The sequence below is a fragment of the Streptomyces sp. NRRL F-525 genome (assembly GCF_000716605.1).
Lineage (GTDB): Bacteria > Actinomycetota > Actinomycetes > Streptomycetales > Streptomycetaceae > Streptomyces.
This window is the reverse complement of the sequence record NZ_JNXE01000020.1, coordinates 105,757-121,030: the sequence shown is the minus strand read 5'-3', so window position 1 is coordinate 121,030 and position 15,274 is coordinate 105,757. Positions and strand designations below refer to the sequence as shown.

Below are 15,274 nucleotides of genomic sequence, written 5' to 3'. Positions count from 1 at the left end.
GCGGAGCGGATGACCCGAGTTCCTCCGAGCTCGTCCAGACCATTGACCTAGAGGTCGGATCTAAGCACACTCCAGTCGGAGTTCCGACGAGACGATGGGCGGTAACTCCACATATTCATCGGGTGTTTCGCGGCGCATGGCCGTGCATCATGAATGCTCCGGAGGGTCTATGTCTCGGTCTCGGTTCGTGTTTGTCGGGGTGGCGCTCGCGCTGCTCGTGGGCGGCGGCGGTCCTGTCGCCGCGGCGCAGAGAGCGGCACCGGTGGCGGTGGTCGACGTGGACGCGTTCGGGGCCGACCCCACCGGCCGGACGGACTCCACGCCCGCCGTCGTAGCGGCGCTGCGGCACGCCAAGAGCGTCGATCACGGGCGGGCGGTGCGGATCGAGTTCTCGAAGGGGACCTACCAGCTCTACCCCGAGCGGGCCGAGACGCGTGAGCTGTATGTCTCCAACACCGTTGGCGCGGACCAGCGTTACCGCGACAAGAAGATCGGGCTGCTCATCGAGGACATGCATGACGTCACCGTCGACGGCGGTGGCGCGAAGCTCGTCTACCACGGTCTGCAGACGGCGTTCGCGTCGATCCGATCGACCAATGTGACGTTCCAGAACTTCTCCTTCGACTACGCGGCGCCCGAGGTCATCGACGCGACCGTCGCCACCGCCGGTGTCACCGACGGGCACGCCTACCGCGTCCTGAAGATCCCGGCCGGCAGCCCGTACGAGGTCAACGGCACGCACATCACCTGGCTCGGCGAGAAAAGCCCGGCCACCGGGCAGCCGTACTGGTCGGGCACGGACGGGCTCCAGTACACGCAGATCCACGACCCCAAGGCGCAGCGGACCTGGCGCGGCGACAACCCGCTGTTCAACGACGTGTCGTCGGTCACCGACCTCGGCGGCCGCCGGATCCGCATCGACTACAGCACCGCGTCCCAGCCGACGGACGCCGGGCTCGTCTACCAGATGCGCCTCATCGAGCGGACCGAACCGGGCGCCTTCATCTGGCAGTCCAAGAACGTCACGATGCGCTCGATGAGCGCCTACTACCTCCAATCCTTCGGTGTGGTCGGCCAGTTCAGCGAGAACATCTCCATCGACAAGGTGAACTTCGCACCCGATCCGACGTCCGGCCGGTCGACGGCCTCGTTCGCCGACTTCGTGCAGATGTCCGGCGTCAAGGGCAAGGTCTCCATCACCCGGAGCCTCTTCGACGGACCGCACGACGACCCGATCAACATCCACGGCACATACCTGGAGGTCGTCGGACAGCCCGGCCCGAACACGCTCACCCTCGCCTACGAGCACCCGCAGACCGCCGGGTTCCCGCAGTTCGCGCCCGGTGACGAGGTCGAGTTCACGAGCAAGCAAACGATGGTCCCGCTGACGCCCGCGCACGCGAAGGTCACGGCGGTCGACGGTCCGAGCGGAATGGACCACGACAAGCCGCTGACCACCATGACCGTCACCTTCGACCGGCCGGTCCCCGCCGGGGTCGAGATTGGCGGCACGGTCGTCGAGAACATCACGGCCACCCCGTCGGTCGTCATCACCGGCAACACGTTCCGCAACGTGCCGACGCGCGGCATCCTGGTCACCACCCGCAAGCCGGTCCTGATCGCCGGCAACCGCTTCGACGCGATGTCCATGGCGAGCATCTACGTCTCCGCCGACGCCTACCAGTGGTACGAGTCGGGCCCGGTCTCCGACCTCACGATCCGCGACAACACCTTCACTCGCCCCACCGGCCCGGTGATCTTCGTGGAGCCCACCAACCAGGTCGTCGACCCGGCGCACCCGGTCCACCACAACATCAAGGTCGAGCACAACTCCTTCGACATCGGCGATGTGACGGTGGTCAACGCCAAGAGCGTCGGCGGCTTCACGTTCACCGGAAACACGGTCCGCCGCCTGGCCTCGGCGGACCAACCGCCGTACACCTCCCCGCTGTTCGTCTTCCACGGCAGCACGGGCATCAAGATCGCGCGCAACCACTACGACCAGGGCCTCAACACGTCCGTGGTCTCGGACTGAGGAATCAGGGTGCTCCGCCCGCTGTTGTCGCAGGCAGCAGCGGGCGCGCACGATTCCAAGGAGACCGAGCATGTACGGCGACTCAGCCACGATCCGCAAGATCCTCACCGAGTCCGGCGACACGTGGGCCGTCGTGGGCCTGTCCTCGAACCGGTCCCGGGCTGCCTACGGCGTCGCGCAGGTGCTGCAGCGCTTCGGCAAGCGCGTCGTACCCGTCCATCCCAAGGCGGAGACGGTGCACGGCGAGCAGGGCTACGCCTCCCTCGCCGACATTCCCTTCGCGGTGGACGTCGTGGACGTCTTCGTCAACAGCGACCTCGCGGGCACGGTCGCCGACGAGGCGGTCGGCATCGGCGCGAAGGCCGTCTGGTTCCAGCTCGGGGTGATCGACGAGGCCGCGTACGACCGGACCCGGGCAGCGGGCCTGGAGATGGTGATGGACCACTGCCCGGCGATCGAGATTCCCCGCCTGAGCTGAAGGCTTCCCTATCGCTGGTACGGGATCGCCAGTCCTATTCGGGATCGCTGGTTGTAAGCGATCCCGAAGTTCGGCGCGATGTACTTGTGGGTGTACGCGTACGACGTCTTAACCGGGTTCGTGTACTGGCATGTGCCGTGCAGCGGGCACATGTAATCCTTTTCCGTCACCTTGTTGGTGTGGCAGGTCTCGCGCCATTCGACCCGGCCGGACTTGTTCTTCAGCGGCGGACACCGCCTTGACGGAGCCGGTTTCCGGGAAATGCCCTAACTCAAATGAAACTCACATCATCACTCAATGGCCACATGACGCCTGACATACTGCGGGCGTGACCTCTCCCCCCTCCTCCGATCCCAACTCCCCGCTGCCTGAACGCCGTTCGGTCGTCGTCGTGGGCGCCGGACCCGCCGGGCTCACCATCGGCAACATCCTGCGCGCCGCCGGGATCGACTGCCTGGTACTGGAGACGGAGTCCCGTGAGTTCATCGAGCGGCGGCCGCGGGCCGGGGTCATCGAGGAGTGGGCCGTCCGCGGACTGGAGCAACGGGGGCTCGCCGAGGGCCTGTTGGCGCGGGCGCAGCTGCACACCGAGTGCGAGTTCCGGTTCGGCGGGCAGCGGCACCGGCTGGCCTACACGGAGCTGACGGGGCATCACCACTTCGTCTATCCGCAGCCGTTGCTGGTGACGGACCTGGTGCGGGAGTACGCGGACGTGCGGGGCGGTGAGATCCGGTTCGGCGTCCAGGACGTCCAGCTGCACGATCTCGACTCGGACCGCCCGGCGGTGTCGTACACCGACCCGGAGTCCGGTCAACGGCGGCTCGTGCAGGGCGACTTCGTGGCGGGCTGCGACGGTGCGCGCGGGGTGACCCGGGCCGCGCTGCCGCCGGAGCGGGCGCGGATCGCGCGGCACGACTACGGCATCGGCTGGCTCGCGCTGCTCGCGGAGGCGCCGCCGTCCTCGGACTGCGTGGTGTTCGGTGTCCATCCGCGCGGGTTCGCCGGGCACATGTCGCGCAGCCCCGAGGTCACCCGCTACTACCTGGAGTGCCCGCCCGGCGACGACCCCGACAACTGGCCGCACGAACGCGTCTGGGCCGAGCTCCAGCACCGCCTCGCCGCGACCGGCGCCCCGCCGCTGACCGAGGGCCGCCTCATCGAGAAGCGCGTGCTCGACATGCACAACTACGTTGTTGAACCGATGGTGTTCGGCCGCCTCTACCTCGCCGGCGACGCGGCCCACCTCACCGCGCCCATCGCCGCGAAGGGCATGAACCTCGCCCTGCACGACGCGTTCCTGCTCGGCGACGCGCTCGTCGCGTATCTCACGAAGGGCGACTCGGCGGCCCTGGGCGGCTATTCGGAGGCCTGCCTGAGCCGCGTGTGGGACTACCAGGAGTTCTCCCAGTGGCTCTCCGAGGTCTACCACGGCACCTCGTCCGGCGACCCGTACCACGCGGGCACCACCCTCGCCCGGCTCCGCCGCGTCTTCGCATCCCCCGCCGCGGCCCTCGCGTTCGCGGAGAGCTACCTGGGCAAGGACCCCAACTCCTGAGCTACGACGGACAGTTACACGGCTGTCAGTCGTGCGGCGGGCGGTCGGTGAGGCGGTGGTCCGCCACGTTCAGCGCCTCGTCGACCAGCCGCCGCAGATGCCCGTCGCTCAACGCGTAGATCACCCGGCGGCCCTCCTTGCGCGTGGTCACCAGTCCCGCGAGACGCAGCCGCGCCAGGTGCTGGCTGACCGCCGGGCGGGCCGCGTCGCACGCCTCCGTGAGGGTGGTGACGTCGGCCTCGCCCGCCGTCAGCGCGTGCAGGAGGGTCAGCCGGGTGCGGTCACCGAGGAGGGCGAGGAGTTCGGCGGCCAGCGCGAACTGTTCCTCGCCCGGGGTGCGCGGGTGCGCATCGTGCGCAGGTGATAGGTGCATGCGTGCGCTCATACGCACATAATGGTCCTGTGGGCGCCGCACGTCCACCCGCGCACCGGAAGGGGACCCACGTGAGCGACCAGCACCACCACGAACACGAGCACGCCCACCCGCACGACGACCACGGCCACGACCACCCGCATCCCCACGACCACTCCCCCACGGGCCTCCGCCACCGCCTCGGCCACCTCTTCACCCCGCACTCCCACGAGACCGCCGACAAACTCGACTCCGCCCTGGAGTCCTCGGCCCGCGGCATGCGCGCGCTCTGGGTCTCGCTCGCGGTGCTCGGGGTGACGGCGCTCGTGCAGGCCGTCGTCGTGGTCGTCTCCGGGTCGGTCGCGCTGCTCGGCGACACGGTGCACAACGCGGCGGACGCGCTGACCGCCGTACCGCTCGGCATCGCCTTCGTCCTCGGCCGCCGGGCCGCCACGCGCCGCTTCACGTACGGCTACGGGCGCGCCGAGGATCTCGCCGGGATCGCGATCGTGCTGACGATCGCCGCGTCCGCCGCCTTCGCGGCCTGGGCGGCGGTGAACCGGCTGCTCGATCCGCGTCCCGTGACGCATGTCCCGGTGGTCGCCGTCGCGGCGCTCGTCGGGTTCGTGGGCAACGAGTGGGTGGCCAGGTACCGCATCCGTGTCGGCCGGGAGATCGGGTCGGCCGCGCTGGTCGCCGACGGACTCCACGCCCGCACCGACGGGTTCACCTCACTGGCCGTGCTGATCGGCGCCGGTGGTTCGGCGCTCGGGTGGCAACTGGCCGATCCCGTCGTGGGGTTGGCGATCACCGCCGCCATCGCGCTGGTCCTGCGGGACGCGGCGCGCGAGGTGTTCCGGCGCGTGATGGACGCCGTGGATCCGGACCTGGTGGACCGGGCCGAGCACGCCGTGCGGGAGGTCGAAGGGGTTCGCGGGGTGGGCGAGTTGAGGCTGCGCTGGATCGGGCACCGGCTGCGCGCGGAGGTGGCGGTGGTCGTGGACGGGGAGGCGACGGTACGGCAGGCCCACGCGGTCGCCGTAGCGGCGGAGCACGCCTTGCTGCACGCGGTGCCGCGGCTCACGGCGGCGCTGGTGCACGCGGATCCGGCGCCGGTGCCCGGGGAGGCTGACCCGCATGGGGAGTTGGCCCACCACCACGCCATGGTGTGAGTTCCCAGGGGTTCAGGCGACGCCCAGGCCCTCCAGCACCATCGCGCCCGGGAGTTCCGCGAACGCCTTGCCGGGGACGAGGAGTTTGCCGCGGCGGCGTCCGCTGCCGACCAGGACGTAGGGCAGGTCGACGACAGCCGAGTCGACCAACACCGGCCAGTCGGCGGGGAGTCCGACGGGGGTGATGCCGCCGTACTCCATGCCACTCTCGCCGGTCGCGGTGTCCATCGACGCGAACGAGGCCTTGCGGGCGCCGAGTTGGCGGCGAACTACGCCGTTCACGTCGACGCGGGTGGTGGACAGGACCACGCACGCGGCGAGCATGGTCTCGCCGCCGCGCTTCCCGGCGACGACCACGCAGTTCGCGGACTGCTCCAGCAGTTCACGGCCGTAGTGCTCGACGAAGGTGGCGGTGTCGGCCCACTCGGGGTCGGTGTCGACGTAGACGAACTGCTCGGCGGGGACGCTGCCCTGCCAGGCGCGCACGGCGTCGGCGACCGGGCGGGTCAGTTCGTCGAGGCAGTCGGGGGCCGGGGTGGCGTGGTCGAAGTGTCCGATGGGTGCGCGCATGACGGCACGCTAACAGCCGTACGGCGACGGCTCACGGGGCCTCCCGGTGCACGGGCGGGACCGACACCGCCATCACCATCTCCATCGGCTCGTCGCCCTGATTGCCGTACGTGTGCGGGGTGTTGGCCTCGAAGGTGGCGCTCGCGCCGGCCGGGACGACGTGGTCCTCGCCGTCCACGGTGAGGGTCAGCTCGCCGGTGATGACGTGGAGCAGTTCGACGGTGCCGGTGGGGTGGGGCTCGGAGGGGCTGGCCTCGCCCGGCATCAGGCGCCAGTCCCACATCTCCAGCGGTCCCGGGGCCTCGGTGCCGGCGAGGAGGCGGTTGTAGCTGCCGGCGTCGGTGTGCCAGAGGCGTACGGCGCGGTCGGCGGGGACGATGCGGACCTTCGGGCCCTGTTCGTAGTCGAGCAGGGTGGTGATGCTGACGCCGAGGGCGTCGCCGATCTTCACGACCGTGCCGATGCTGGGATTCGTGCGGGCCTGCTCGATCTGGATGAGCATGCCCCGGCTGACGGCGGCCCGGGCGGCGAGCACGTCCAGGGTGAAGCCGCGCACCGAGCGCCAGTGCTTGACGTTGCGAGCCAGGGACTGGTTCAGCAGGTCGAGGTCCGACACGTTCCGCCCATACCTTGAGTTCAATATTATGGATGACAGGGTGCAATGGATCGAACTACGGTGTGCTGCACCCGATCGTTCACCGAACTGTACTGCGAGGCACCCCGTGACAGCATTCTTCGCCCTGGCCACCAGCCTCCTGTGGGGGTTGGCCGACTTCGGCGGAGGCCTGCTGACCCGGCGGACCCCGGCGCTGACGGTGGTCGTGGTCTCGCAGGGGATCGCGGCGGCCGTGCTCGGCGCGGTCGTGGTGGCGACCGGGGGCTGGAGCGAGGCCGGGCCGCGGCTGTGGTTCGCGCTGGCGGCGGGGGTGGTGGGTCCGGTCGCGCTGTTCAGTTTCTACAAGGCGCTGGCCCTGGGCCCGATGGGCGTCGTCTCGCCGCTCGCGACGCTGAGCGTGGCCGTACCGGTCGGGGTGGGGCTGTTCCTCGGCGAGCGCCCCGGTCTGCTGCAGGCGGCGGGGATCGCGGTCGCCGTCACCGGGGTCGTCCTCGCGGGCGGTCCGCAGTTGCGCGGTGCGCCCGTACAACGCCAGACGATCCTGCTGACGCTGATCGCCGCGCTCGGCTTCGGCACGGTGTTCGCTCTGATCGCGGAGGCGTCGACGACCGTGACCGGGCTCTTCCTCGCGCTGTTCGTGCAGCGCGTGACGAATGTGGCCACGGGTGGGGCCGCGCTCTACGTCTCCGTGCGGCGCGGCGGGGTCGCGCTCCCGGCGGGCGGGTTCCCCTGGGGTTCACTGCCGGCGCTGGCCTTCGTGGGGCTTGCGGATGTGGCGGCCAACGGGACGTACTCGATCGCCGCGCAGCATGGGCCGGTGACGGTGGCGGCGGTACTGGCGTCGTTGTATCCGGTGGTTACGGCGCTGGCCGCGCGGGGGTTCCTGAGCGAGCGGTTGCGGGGGATTCAGGCGGCGGGGGCGGGGTTGGCGTTGGTGGGGACGTTGTTGTTGGCTACGGGGTGAGGGGGTGTGGGCGGGGCGGCGTCGGATGCCGGGGGCGGCGGGCGCCCAGGGGGGCGAGTGCCGGCGGGCGACGGGGACCCGGGGGTGCGAGTGCCGGGTGGGTCGAGGGCCGGGGGGCTCGACATGAGCGCCGGGTCAAGCCTAGGCGTAACTGCCGGATCAGGCCTCCGCCCACGTGCCGGTCAGGCCTCCGCGTCCAGTTCCGCGAGGTGGGCGATCACGTTCTCGTCGAGTTCGGCCAGGCGTGCCGCGCTCGCCTCGTCCAGGCCCGCGAGTGCGCGGAGTTGGTCCGGGGTCACATCCGCGGGGATCGGCACCGGTGCGGGGGTCCGGAGCGGTGGCTGCCAGCCCTCGGTAGGCGTCCAGCGGCGTACGACCCGTGCGGGCGCCCCCGCCACCACGGCATGGTCGGGCACCGTGCCACGGACCACCGCACCGGCCGCCACCACCACGTTCCGGCCGATCCGCGCGCCCGGGAGGATCACCGCGCCGGTGCCGATCCAGCAGCCGGGGCCGATCTCGACGGGTTCCATGCGCGGCCACTGCTTGCCGATGGGCTCGTGCGGGTCGTCGTAGGAATGGTTCGTGGACGTGACGTAGACGTACGGCCCGAAGTAGCAGTCGCTGCCGATGGTGACCGTCGTGTCGGCGATGACGTGGCTGCCGCGGCCGAGGACCACGCCGTCGCCCAGGCGCAGGATCGGGTCGGGGCCGAGGTCGAGGTCCGGCATCAGGCCTGCCGTGAGGGTGACCTGTTCGCCGACGATGCAGTGGGAACCGAGGTGGATCCAGGGTTCGCCGAAGACTGTGCCCAGCGGGAAGGCGAGCCGGGTGGCTTCGCCGATCTCGCCGAACCGGAAGCGGCCGGGGTTCTCGGCCGTCACCGAGCCCGTGCGCTGCACCCAGGCCCAGCCCGCGTGGACGGCGCGCTGCGCGAGGCGGCTCCGCCATTTTGAGAACGTGTTCTTGCGGTTGGGCACCCGGCCACGGTACTCAGCGGGAGCCGCACCCATGAGGTCCGGCCGCTGTGATCTTCGCCCTACCGGTGTCGTACCGTGCGGGTGTCTCCGACGGTTGGGAGGGTCTTATGACGCACAGGGCGTTGATCGTGGGTATTGGTGGGCGCGAGCCGAAGGTCGATGGGGCGGCCTTTGTGGCTCCTACGGCGTCGGTGATCGGGGATGTGACGCTGGCCGCGGGGGCGAGTGTCTGGTACGGGGCGGTGTTGCGCGGTGACGTCGAGCGGATCTCGGTGGGGGCGAGCAGCAATATCCAGGACAACTGCACGCTGCATGCGGATCCGGGGTTTCCGGTGAGTGTCGGGGAGCGGGTTTCCGTGGGGCACAACGCCGTTGTGCATGGGGCGACCGTTGAGGATGACTGCCTTATTGGGATGGGGGCTACGGTGCTCAACGGGGCGGTGATCGGGGCGGGTTCGCTGGTCGCGGCTCAGGCGTTGGTGCCGCAGGGGATGGTTGTGCCCGCTGGGTCACTGGTCGCCGGTGTGCCCGCGAAGGTGCGGCGGGAGTTGACCTCTGAGGAGCGGGAGGGGTTGACCCTCAACGGCACCATGTATGCGGAGTTGGCCAAGGCGCATCGCGGGGTGCATGAGTAGGTCGTCTGGCGGGTGCGGGTCGCGTGTGGCTGGTCGCGCCGTTCCCCGCGCCCCTTCGTCAGTCGGTGGCGCTTACTGGCTCGGGCTCGTTCTTCTCCGCCGTCATCTTTTGCGCCTTGCGGCGCACCATCAGCATGGAGGCGAGGCCTACCAGTACCGCTGCCGCCAGGCCGAAGTACGAGAAGCGCTTGAGCCAGTCCTCGGCGACGATTCCTACGTAGTAGACGACCGCTGTGGTGCCGCCGGCCCAGATGACTCCGCCGAGGAGGTTGGCGATCAGGAACTTCCAGTAGGGCATGTGGAGTACGCCTGCGAGGGGGCCCGCGAAGATGCGGAGGAGGGCGATGAAGCGGCCGAAGAAGACGGCCCACATGCCCCACTTCTCGAAGGAACGCTCGGCTGTGGCCACATGGCCTTCGCTGAAGTGTCTGGGGAACTTGTTCGCTAGCCAGGCGAGCAGCGGGCGTCCGCCCTTGCGGCCGATCGCGTAGCCGATGGAGTCGCCGATCACGGCACCGAGGCTGGCGCAGGCGCCCAGGATGATCGGGTTGATGCCCGAGTGCTGGGAGGAGAGCAGGGCCGCCGAGACCAGGACGATCTCGCCCGGCAGCGGGATGCCCAGGCTCTCCACCCCGATGACGAGTGCCACCAGGGCGTAGACGGCCACCGCCGGAACCGAGTCGAGCCATTCCTGGACGTGCAACGCCGGTCCTCCTGAATGCGCGGACTGTGCTGTCTTGCCGGCGTGCGCCCCGAACGCGTCGGGCGCACCTGTGAAGCCTACCGCTCGGCTTTGGACGGCAACGCCCCTCGGGCGAGCGCTCGGAGAACCTCCAGGACAGCGGCTCCGCCGACCGCATCGAAACCGCTCCGTTACGTCCCGGGCGGACCGAAAGGGCATCACCTACCGGAGATTCACTTAGAGTAGCCTTGCCTAAGTTGGCCGGTTTCCGGAGGGTGGCTGGTGGGAGCAGGGGAACTGTCGGGGCGGGACGTCCTGACGCGCTCGGTCAAGGGACAGACCCGGCGCGTCGCGCTCGGCTCGGCGCTCGGAAGCGTGCACCAACTAGGGGAAGCCCTGGTGCCGGTGCTCATCGGTGTCGTCATCGACCAGGCCGTCGCCGGGCGGAACGCCGGACGTCTGGCGCTCTGGCTCGGCGTACTGGCCGTCATGTACGTGACGCTGTCGTGGAGTTTCCGGCTGGGCGCGAAGGCCGGTGAGCGCAGTGCCGAAGAGGCCGCGCACACACTCCGGTTGGCGATCGTGGGGCGGGTGCTCGACGCCCGTGGCGGCGCCGAGGAGGGACGGCTGCCCGGGGAACTCGCCAACGTCGCCACCGAGGACGCCAAACGGGTCGGCGCGGTCAACATGGCGCTGATGGCCGGGATTTGGGCCTTCGCGGGTGTCGCGGTGAGCGCGGTCGCGCTGCTGCTGACGTCCGTGACACTAGGGCTGATCGTGCTGCTGGGCACGCCCGTGCTGTTGTGGCTGGGGCATCTGCTGAGCAAGCCGTTGGAGCGGCGCAGCGAGGCCGAGCAGGACAAGGCCGCTCACGCGTCGGGCGTGGCCGCCGACCTGGTGGCCGGGCTGCGGGTGCTGAAGGGGCTCGGCGCGCAGGACGCCGCCGTCGAGCGGTATCGCCGGACGAGTCGCATCTCCCTTGCCGCCACGCTGCGTTCGGCGCGTGCCGCGTCCTGGCAGACCGGGCTCGTGCTCGCGCTCACCGGCGGGTTCATCGCGCTGATCACTCTCGTGGGCGGTCGGCTGGCGCTCAACGGGTCGATGACTCTGGGGCAGTTGGTGTCGGCGGTGGGGCTCGCGCTGTTCCTGCTGGGGCCGTTGGAGACCTTCGCCTGGGTCAACGCCGAGCTGGCGCAGGGCCGTGCCTCGGCCGCGCGCGTCGCCGAGGTGCTGGCCACCGGGCACGCCGTCGTGGACGGCGACGACCCGGTCACCGAGCCCGTCCGCGGGGAACTGCGGCTGCGTGGCGTACGGCTCGGTGGGCTCGACGGTGTCGATCTCGACCTGCCCGCCGGGCGGTTGACCGGCATCGCGGTGACCGACCCGGCCGGTGCGGAGGCGCTGCTGCGGTGCCTGGGGCGGGAGACCGATCCGGAGTCGGGGTCCGTCGAGCTGGACGGCGTGCCTCTGACTCGGCTTGATCCTGCGGGACTTCGAGCCGCTGTGCTGGTCGCCGCGCATGACGCGGCGCTGTTCGACGGCTCGATGGCGGCGAACGTGACACCGGAGGACGACTCCGAAGGCGGCGAGGCCGGTCTCCTCACCAAGCGTGCCATGGCCGCCGCCCGTGCCGACGAGGTCGCCGGCTCCCTGCCGCACGGCACCGCGACCGGTGTCGGTGAGGGCGGGCGCTCGCTGTCGGGCGGTCAGCGTCAACGCGTGCTGCTGGCAAGGGCGTTGCGTGCCGGGCCGCCCGTCCTGGTCGTGCACGATCCGACCACGGCCGTCGACACGGTGACCGAGGCCCGTATCGCCAGTGGCCTGCGGGAGTTCCGGCAGGGCCGCACCACGATCGTGGTGACCAACAGCCCCGCCCTGCTCGCCGTCACCGACCACGTGATCCTCCTCGACGCCGGACGCGTCGGCGCCGAGGGCACCCACGCGGACCTCGTACGAACCGACGCGACCTACCGGACGGCGGTGCTGGCATGACGACGGACGACATACGGACGGATTCCGACCGCACCCTCCTCCCCACCGCCACCCCCGCCCGCACCCGCGCCGCGGTGCGTGAACTCCTGCGCCCGCAGCGGGGTTTGGCCGCCGCCGGGTTCGGGCTGATGGTGCTCGCCACGGCCGTCGGGCTGCTCACCCAGCCGCTGCTGGGCCACATCGTCGACATCGTCACCGAGCACCGCTCCCCCGACGCGCTCACCTTCCCGGTGGTCTCGCTGGCCGGGGTCGCCCTGGTCCAGGGGGTGACCACCGCGCTCGGCATGTCCCTCGTGTCGCGGCTCGGGGAGACCGCGCTGGCGCGGCTGCGCGAACTGTTCGTCGAGCGCGCCCTGTCACTCCCCCTCGACCGGGTGGAGAAGGCAGGCTCCGGCGACCTCAACTCCCGTGTCACGCGCGATGTTTCGCGGGTCGCCGACGCCGTGCGCGGGGCGCTGCCCGAGCTGGCCCGGTCCGCGCTGTCGATCGTGCTGACGCTGGGCGCGCTCGCCCTGCTGGACTGGCGGTTCCTGATCGCGGCGCTGATCGCGGTGCCGGTACAGGCGCACACCGCCCGTTGGTATGTGCGCAACGCCGTTCCCCTGTACGCCAAGGAGCGCATCGCCACCGGGACCCAGCAGCAGCAGTTGCTGGACACCATCGGCGGGGCGCGGACCGTACGGGCGTACCGGCTGCAGAAGGGGCACACCCGACGGGTCACCGAACGCTCGCGCTCGGCGGTCGAACTCACCATGAGCGGCGTGCAGTTGATGCTCCGCTTCTACAGCCGGCTGCACATCGCCGAGTACTTGGGGCTGTCCGCGGTCCTGGTCACCGGGTACCTGCTGGTGCGGGACGGTTCCGCGTCGGTCGGTACGGCCACCGCGGCGGCGCTGTACTTCGCCAGTCTCTTCGGGCCGGTCAACACCGCGCTGGTGCTGCTGGACGACGCCCAGTCGGCAACGGCCGGGCTGGCACGGCTCGTTGGGGTCGTGGACGAGCCCGCGCCCGTGGTCGCCGACCGCGCGGACGACCGTACGGCCCCTGCCGGACCGCCGTCCGTGACACTGACCGGTGTCTCCCACGCGTATGTGCCGGGCCGCCCGGTGCTGCACGACGTGGACCTGGAGATACGGCCGAAGGAGCGGGTCGCGCTGGTCGGTACGACCGGTGCGGGCAAGACGACCCTCGCCAAGCTGGTCGCGGGGCTGCACCGCCCGCAGTCGGGCCGGATCGACGTCGGCGGCGCCGAGCCGGACGAGGCCGGTCACCTGGTCGGGCTGGTCACGCAGGAGGTGCATGTCTTCGCCGGGCCGCTCGCCGAGGATCTGCGGCTGGCCCGCCCGGACGCGCACGTCGAGGAACTCCGGGAGGCGCTCGACACGGTGGGCGCGCTCGGCTGGGTCGAGGCGTTGCCGGAGGGGTTGGACACGGTCGTCGGCGACGGCGGTCACCGGCTGACCGCCGACCGTGCGCAGCAACTCGCCCTCGCCCGGCTGCTGTTGGCCGACCCGCCCGTCGTCGTACTCGACGAAGCGACGGCGGAGGCGGGCAGTTCGGGTGCGCGACAGCTCGACGAGGCCGCAGAACAGGCGCTGCGCGGCCGTACCGCGCTGGTCGTGGCGCACCGGCTCAGCCAGGCCGCCTCCGCGGACCGGGTGATCGTCCTGAGCGACGGCCGGGTCGTGGAGAGCGGCACGCACGACGAACTCCTCACCGCCCAGGGCCAGTACGCCGCCCTGTGGCACGCCTGGTCGGGCAGCCGTACCACCGAGGCAGCCCCCGACGCCCACTAGCTCCCCCCCCCTCAGACCTGTCACCCCCCGCCGAACCCACCGCGACGAACAGAAGGATCATCCGATGCCCCGCGCCACCAGAGCTTCACGGCTGTCCGGCCTGCTCGCCTCCGTACTCCTGCTGGCCGTCACGGCGGTCGGCTGCGGTTCCTCCAACTCCGACTCCACGTCGTCCAGTTCGAGCACGTCGGGCGCTGAGGCGAAAGCCTCCGCGGACGCGTTCCCCGTGACGATCGCCCACAAGTTCGGCAGTACGACGATCAAGTCCGAGCCCAAGCGGATCGTCACCGTCGGTCTCACCGACCAGGACGCGGTCCTCGCCCTGGGCACGGTGCCGGTCGGCACGACCGAGTGGCTCGGCGGCTACAAGGGCGCGATCGGCCCATGGGCCGAGGACAAGCTGGGGAGTTCACCGGCGCCGACCGTCCTCAAGGACACCGGCACCGGCCCGCAGGTGGAGAAGATCGCCGCCCTCAAGCCCGATCTGATCCTCGCCGTGTACTCGGGCCTGACGAAGGCGCAGTACCAGAGCCTGTCGCAGTTCGCGCCGGTCGTCGCCCAGCCGAAGGCCTACAACGACTACGGCGTGCCGTGGCAGCAGCAGACCGAGGAGATCGGCAAGGCGATGGGCAAGTCCGCCGAGGCCAAGACCCTGGTGTCGGGCGTCGAGGCGAAGTTCGCGGCGGCCAAGAAGGCCAACCCCTCCTTCGCCGGTGCGTCGGCCGTCATGGCGACCCCGTACGAGGGCGTCTTCGTCTACGGCAGCCAGGACCCGCGCTCGCGCCTCCTCTCCGACCTCGGCTTCTCGCTCCCGAAGGACCTCGACAAGGTCATCGGTGACACGTTCGGCGCGAACATCAGCAAGGAGCGCTACGACCTCCTCGACCAGAAGGTCGCCGTGTGGATCGTCCCGGACACCACCACGGCCGTCACCAAGCTGCACAACGACAAGATCTACGGCGACCTGAACGTGGTGAAGCAGGGCCGCGAGGTCTTCATCAAGGAGACCAGCGACTACGGCAACGCGGTATCCCTGTCTACCGTGTTGAGCATCCCCTACGTCCTGGACCGCATGGTGCCGCAGCTCGCGGCCGCGGTGGACGGCAAGACGTCGACGAAGGTGGAGCAGCCGGCGTCCTGACCCACGGGAACGTGAAAGGGGGGCGGGTCCGAGGTAGTTCGGACCCGCCCCCCTTTCGTGTGCTCAGACCCCGTCGACCTCGGCCAGGCTCTTCGGCCTCATGTCCGTCCAGTTGGCCTCGATGTGGTCGAGGCACTCCTGCCGCGCGGCCGGTCCGTACGCGACCGTCCAGCCCGCCGGTACGTCCACGAAGTCGGGCCAAAGGCTGTGCTGGCCCTCGTCGTTGACGAGGACGGAGTAGACGCCTTCGGGGTTCTCGAACGGGTTGCTCATGTCGGGGGTTCCTTGCCTCTCTGATGCGGACTG

Annotated in this window: 15 protein-coding genes; 9 read left to right on the top strand and 6 right to left on the bottom strand. The window is 70.5% G+C overall.

Annotation, left to right across the window (positions count from 1 at the left end):
* Nucleotides 1-169 precede the first annotated feature (169 nt).
* The 3 genes from OO69_RS27305 to OO69_RS27295 all read left to right on the top strand — a co-directional run bounded on the left by OO69_RS27305 (nucleotide 170) and on the right by OO69_RS27295 (nucleotide 4,068).
* Entirely contained in the window at nucleotides 170-2,035 is a 1,866-nt protein-coding gene (locus tag OO69_RS27305; RefSeq protein ID WP_234444540.1) for a right-handed parallel beta-helix repeat-containing protein, read from the top strand.
* A gap of 70 nt (nucleotides 2,036-2,105) precedes the next feature.
* Nucleotides 2,106-2,513, top strand: coding sequence for a CoA-binding protein (locus OO69_RS27300; protein ID WP_033283451.1), 408 nt, complete (start codon nucleotides 2,106-2,108; stop codon nucleotides 2,511-2,513).
* Between the two features lie 328 nt (nucleotides 2,514-2,841).
* Complete coding sequence (locus tag OO69_RS27295; RefSeq protein ID WP_051801217.1) at nucleotides 2,842-4,068, top strand: 4-hydroxybenzoate 3-monooxygenase; 1,227 nt, start codon at nucleotides 2,842-2,844, stop codon at nucleotides 4,066-4,068.
* A 25-nt stretch (nucleotides 4,069-4,093) separates the two neighbouring features.
* Here OO69_RS27295 and OO69_RS27290 read toward each other — a convergent pair whose 3' ends face one another.
* Nucleotides 4,094-4,453 carry an ArsR/SmtB family transcription factor gene (locus OO69_RS27290; RefSeq protein ID WP_033283450.1) on the bottom strand — a complete coding sequence of 120 codons (360 nt, stop codon included), beginning with the start codon at nucleotides 4,451-4,453 and terminating at the stop codon, nucleotides 4,094-4,096.
* Between the two features lie 59 nt (nucleotides 4,454-4,512).
* Between OO69_RS27290 and OO69_RS27285 the strand changes: the two genes are divergently transcribed.
* Nucleotides 4,513-5,592 carry a cation diffusion facilitator family transporter gene (locus OO69_RS27285; RefSeq protein ID WP_033283449.1) on the top strand — a complete coding sequence of 360 codons (1,080 nt, stop codon included), beginning with the start codon at nucleotides 4,513-4,515 and terminating at the stop codon, nucleotides 5,590-5,592.
* 12 nt (nucleotides 5,593-5,604) lie between these two features.
* On the opposite strand, the gene OO69_RS27280 is transcribed toward OO69_RS27285, so the two are convergent.
* Together OO69_RS27280 and OO69_RS27275 are read right to left on the bottom strand one after the other, a co-directional pair.
* Nucleotides 5,605-6,162: a YbaK/EbsC family protein gene (locus OO69_RS27280; protein ID WP_033283448.1), complete on the bottom strand. Its 558-nt coding sequence runs from the start codon at nucleotides 6,160-6,162 to the stop codon at nucleotides 5,605-5,607.
* Between the two features lie 31 nt (nucleotides 6,163-6,193).
* Entirely contained in the window at nucleotides 6,194-6,778 is a 585-nt protein-coding gene (locus OO69_RS27275; protein WP_033283447.1) for a helix-turn-helix domain-containing protein, read from the bottom strand.
* Nucleotides 6,779-6,884: 106 nt separating this feature from the next.
* Here OO69_RS27275 and OO69_RS27270 point away from each other — a divergent pair, with 106 nt between their 5' ends.
* A complete protein-coding gene (locus tag OO69_RS27270; protein ID WP_033283446.1) occupies nucleotides 6,885-7,742 on the top strand; it encodes a DMT family transporter in 858 nt (285 codons plus the stop codon).
* 182 nt (nucleotides 7,743-7,924) lie between these two features.
* Here OO69_RS27270 and OO69_RS27265 read toward each other — a convergent pair whose 3' ends face one another.
* Nucleotides 7,925-8,722 (bottom strand): acyltransferase, encoded by a 798-nt coding sequence (locus tag OO69_RS27265; protein WP_033283445.1) that lies wholly within the window; start codon nucleotides 8,720-8,722, stop codon nucleotides 7,925-7,927.
* Nucleotides 8,723-8,829: 107 nt separating this feature from the next.
* Here OO69_RS27265 and OO69_RS27260 point away from each other — a divergent pair, with 107 nt between their 5' ends.
* Nucleotides 8,830-9,357 carry a gamma carbonic anhydrase family protein gene (locus OO69_RS27260; RefSeq protein WP_033283493.1) on the top strand — a complete coding sequence of 176 codons (528 nt, stop codon included), beginning with the start codon at nucleotides 8,830-8,832 and terminating at the stop codon, nucleotides 9,355-9,357.
* A gap of 58 nt (nucleotides 9,358-9,415) precedes the next feature.
* Here OO69_RS27260 and OO69_RS27255 read toward each other — a convergent pair whose 3' ends face one another.
* Nucleotides 9,416-10,060 carry a DedA family protein gene (locus OO69_RS27255; RefSeq protein WP_033283444.1) on the bottom strand — a complete coding sequence of 215 codons (645 nt, stop codon included), beginning with the start codon at nucleotides 10,058-10,060 and terminating at the stop codon, nucleotides 9,416-9,418.
* 261 nt (nucleotides 10,061-10,321) lie between these two features.
* Here OO69_RS27255 and OO69_RS27250 point away from each other — a divergent pair, with 261 nt between their 5' ends.
* The 3 genes from OO69_RS27250 to OO69_RS27240 all read left to right on the top strand — a co-directional run bounded on the left by OO69_RS27250 (nucleotide 10,322) and on the right by OO69_RS27240 (nucleotide 14,968).
* Complete coding sequence (locus OO69_RS27250; protein WP_199811038.1) at nucleotides 10,322-12,031, top strand: ABC transporter ATP-binding protein; 1,710 nt, start codon at nucleotides 10,322-10,324, stop codon at nucleotides 12,029-12,031.
* Nucleotides 12,028-13,827: an ABC transporter ATP-binding protein gene (locus OO69_RS27245; RefSeq protein WP_033283443.1), complete on the top strand. Its 1,800-nt coding sequence runs from the start codon at nucleotides 12,028-12,030 to the stop codon at nucleotides 13,825-13,827. The genes OO69_RS27250 and OO69_RS27245 overlap by 4 nt, the downstream gene beginning before the upstream one ends.
* Before the next feature lie 64 nt (nucleotides 13,828-13,891).
* The gene (locus OO69_RS27240) at nucleotides 13,892-14,968 is read left to right on the top strand and encodes an iron-siderophore ABC transporter substrate-binding protein (protein ID WP_033283442.1); all 1,077 of its coding nucleotides are present in this window, start codon (nucleotides 13,892-13,894) and stop codon (nucleotides 14,966-14,968) included.
* Between the two features lie 63 nt (nucleotides 14,969-15,031).
* Here the strand turns inward: OO69_RS27240 and OO69_RS27235 are convergent, their stop codons facing one another.
* Entirely contained in the window at nucleotides 15,032-15,241 is a 210-nt protein-coding gene (locus tag OO69_RS27235) for an MbtH family protein (protein ID WP_033283441.1), read from the bottom strand.
* Between the last annotated feature and the right edge of the window lie 33 nt (nucleotides 15,242-15,274).